The following is a 4,326-nucleotide window of genomic DNA, read 5'->3' as shown; positions in this document are numbered from 1 at the left end:
CAGCTCGCGTACCGCTTTAATGGGCGAACAGCCCAACCCTTGGGACCTACTCCAGCCCCAGGATGCGACGAGCCGACATCGAGGTGCCAAACCATCCCGTCGATATGGACTCTTGGGGAAGATCAGCCTGTTATCCCCGGGGTACCTTTTATCCGTTGAGCGACGGCGCTTCCACAAGCCACCGCCGGATCACTAGTCCCTACTTTCGTACCTGCTCGACCCGTCAGTCTCACAGTCAAGCTCCCTTGTGCACTTACACTCAACACCTGATTGCCAACCAGGCTGAGGGAACCTTTGGGCGCCTCCGTTACTCTTTAGGAGGCAACCGCCCCAGTTAAACTACCCACCAGACACTGTCCCTGATCCGGATCACGGACCCAGGTTAGACATCCAGCACGACCAGAGTGGTATTTCAACGACGACTCCACCAAGACTGGCGTCAAGGCTTCAAAGTCTCCCACCTATCCTACACAAGCCGAACCGAACACCAATATCAAGCTATAGTAAAGGTCCCGGGGTCTTTCCGTCCTGCTGCGCGAAACGAGCATCTTTACTCGTAATGCAATTTCACCGGGCCTATGGTTGAGACAGTCGAGAAGTCGTTACGCCATTCGTGCAGGTCGGAACTTACCCGACAAGGAATTTCGCTACCTTAGGATGGTTATAGTTACCACCGCCGTTTACTGGCGCTTAAGTTCTCAGCTTCGCCCCGACGAATCAGAGCTAACCGGTCCCCTTAACGTTCCAGCACCGGGCAGGCGTCAGTCCGTATACATCGCCTTACGGCTTCGCACGGACCTGTGTTTTTAGTAAACAGTCGCTTCTCGCTGGTCTCTGCGGCCACCCCCAGCTCGGAGTGCAAGACTCGTCACCAGGAATGGCCCCCCTTCTCCCGAAGTTACGGGGGCATTTTGCCGAGTTCCTTAACCATAGTTCACCCGAACGCCTCGGTATTCTCTACCTGACCACCTGAGTCGGTTTGGGGTACGGGCCGCCATGAAACTCGCTAGAGGCTTTTCTCGACAGCATAGGATCATCCACTTCACCACAATCGGCTCGGCATCAGGTCTCAGCCTTAATGTGAGGCGGATTTGCCTACCTCACGGCCTACACCCTTACCCCGGGACAACCACCGCCCGGGCTGGACTACCTTCCTGCGTCACCCCATCGCTCACCTACTGCAGACTTGGACCGGCGGCTCCACCACTTCCCTTTGCCCGAAGGCTCCGGGACGGCTTCACGGCCTTAGCATCATCTGGTTCGACGTTGGCGCTTCAAAGCGGGTACGGGAATATCAACCCGTTGTCCATCGACTACGCCTGTCGGCCTCGCCTTAGGTCCCGACTTACCCTGGGCAGATCAGCTTGACCCAGGAACCCTTGGTCAATCGGCGCAAGAGTTTCTCACTCTTGTATCGCTACTCATGCCTGCATTCTCACTCGTATACCGTCCACGACTGGTTTCCACCGCCGCTTCACCCGGCACACGACGCTCCCCTACCCATCACAGCAGGCGTTGGCCCTATATGCTGCAATGACACGACTTCGGTGATGTGCTTGAGCCCCGCTACATTGTCGGCGCGGAATCACTTGACCAGTGAGCTATTACGCACTCTTTCAAGGGTGGCTGCTTCTAAGCCAACCTCCTGGTTGTCTCTGCGACTCCACATCCTTTCCCACTTAGCACACGCTTAGGGACCTTAGTCGGTGTTCTGGGCTGTTTCCCTCTCGACCATGGAGCTTATCCCCCACAGTCTCACTGCCACGCTCTCACTTACCGGCATTCGGAGTTTGGCTAAGGTCAGTAACCCGGTAAGGCCCATCGCCTATCCAGTGCTCTACCTCCGGCAAGAAACACGTGACGCTGCACCTAAATGCATTTCGGGGAGAACCAGCTATCACGGAGTTTGATTGGCCTTTCACCCCTAACCACAGGTCATCCCCCAGGTTTTCAACCCTGGTGGGTTCGGTCCTCCACACGGTCTTACCCGCGCTTCAACCTGCCCATGGCTAGATCACTCCGCTTCGGGTCTTGGGCATGCAACTCAACCGCCCTATTCGGACTCGCTTTCGCTACGGCTACCCCACACGGGTTAACCTCGCTACACACCGCAAACTCGCAGGCTCATTCTTCAAAAGGCACGCAGTCACGGCCCACCAGCAAGCTGATGAACGACGCTCCCACGGCTTGTAGGCACACGGTTTCAGGTACTATTTCACTCCGCTCCCGCGGTACTTTTCACCATTCCCTCACGGTACTATCCGCTATCGGTCACTAGGGAATATTTAGGCTTAGCGGGTGGTCCCGCCAGATTCACACGGGATTTCTCGGGCCCCGTGCTACTTGGGAGTTCTTCAAGCGAGCCGTACAGATTTCGTCTACGGGGGTCTTACCCTCTACGCCGGACCTTTCGCATGTCCTTCGACTACCTGTACGGTTTCTGACTCGCCGACCGGCCGGCAGACCGATCAAGAAAAATCCCACGACCCCCTGAGCGCAACCCCTGCCGGGTCTCACACGCTCAAGGTTTAGCCTCATCCAGTTTCGCTCGCCACTACTCCCGGAATCACGGTTGTTTTCTCTTCCTGCGGGTACTGAGATGTTTCACTTCCCCGCGTTCCCTCCACATACCCTATGTGTTCAGGTATGGGTGACAGCCCATGACGACTGCCGGGTTTCCCCATTCGGAAACCCCCGGATCAAAGCCTGGTTGACGGCTCCCCGGGGACTATCGTGGCCTCCCACGTCCTTCATCGGTTCCTAGTGCCAAGGCATCCACCGTGCGCCCTTAAAAACTTGGCCACAGATGCTCGCGTCCACTGTGCAGTTCTCAAACAACGACCAGTCACACACCCTCGGCAACCCGAAACCGGGCTACCTCGAGTGAGGCCGGCACTGAGACAACGGTCAACCCGTTCCCTCAGGACCCAACAACGTGCCCGACACACCCAGACCATGAATCTCTTCCACGCCGAAGCAGTACTGGGAAACATCATCTGAACTGTGCCGAATAGTCAACGTTCCACCCATGAGCAACCGTGCAGGACATTCGCCTGCAACCGGCATATTTGCTCCTTAGAAAGGAGGTGATCCAGCCGCACCTTCCGGTACGGCTACCTTGTTACGACTTCGTCCCAATCGCTGGTCCCACCTTCGACGGCTCCTCCCCTTACGGGTTAGGCCACCGGCTTCGGGTGTTACCGACTTTCGTGACGTGACGGGCGGTGTGTACAAGGCCCGGGAACGTATTCACCGCAGCATGCTGATCTGCGATTACTAGCAACTCCAACTTCATGGGGTCGAGTTGCAGACCCCAATCCGAACTGAGGCCGGCTTTTTGGGATTCGCTCCGCCTCGCGGCATCGCAGCCCTTTGTACCGACCATTGTAGCACGTGTGCAGCCCAAGACATAAGGGGCATGATGATTTGACGTCGTCCCCACCTTCCTCCGAGTTGACCCCGGCAGTCTCCTGTGAGTCCCCATCACCCCGAAAGGCATGCTGGCAACACAGAACAAGGGTTGCGCTCGTTGCGGGACTTAACCCAACATCTCACGACACGAGCTGACGACAACCATGCACCACCTGTATACCGACCACAAGGGGGCACCCATCTCTGGATGTTTCCGGCATATGTCAAGCCTTGGTAAGGTTCTTCGCGTTGCGTCGAATTAAGCCACATGCTCCGCTGCTTGTGCGGGCCCCCGTCAATTCCTTTGAGTTTTAGCCTTGCGGCCGTACTCCCCAGGCGGGGAACTTAATGCGTTAGCTGCGGCACCGACGACGTGGAATGTCGCCAACACCTAGTTCCCAACGTTTACGGCGTGGACTACCAGGGTATCTAATCCTGTTCGCTCCCCACGCTTTCGCTCCTCAGCGTCAGTAATGGCCCAGAGATCCGCCTTCGCCACCGGTGTTCCTCCTGATATCTGCGCATTTCACCGCTACACCAGGAATTCCGATCTCCCCTACCACACTCTAGCCTGCCCGTATCGAATGCAGACCCGGGGTTAAGCCCCGGGCTTTCACATCCGACGCGACAGGCCGCCTACGAGCTCTTTACGCCCAATAATTCCGGACAACGCTCGCACCCTACGTATTACCGCGGCTGCTGGCACGTAGTTAGCCGGCGCTTCTTCTGCAGGTACCGTCACTTTCGCTTCTTCCCTGCTGAAAGAGGTTTACAACCCGAAGGCCGTCATCCCTCACGCGGCGTCGCTGCATCAGGCTTTCGCCCATTGTGCAATATTCCCCACTGCTGCCTCCCGTAGGAGTCTGGGCCGTGTCTCAGTCCCAGTGTGGCCGGTCGCCCTCTCAGGCCGGCTAC

2 rRNA genes are annotated in these 4,326 nt (G+C 57.3%); both read right to left on the bottom strand.

The features are described from left to right. A 23S ribosomal RNA gene (locus ACFVTH_RS19215) occupies positions 1 to 2,802 on the bottom strand; the annotation flags it as partial. A gap of 277 nt (positions 2,803 to 3,079) precedes the next feature. Then, positions 3,080 to 4,326 (bottom strand): 16S ribosomal RNA (locus ACFVTH_RS19210); the annotation flags it as partial.

This window comes from Agromyces sp. NPDC058104, from assembly GCF_042884835.1.
GTDB lineage: Bacteria > Actinomycetota > Actinomycetes > Actinomycetales > Microbacteriaceae > Agromyces.
The sequence above is the reverse complement of the archived record's forward strand: the minus strand, read 5'-3'. Positions and strand labels throughout refer to the sequence as shown.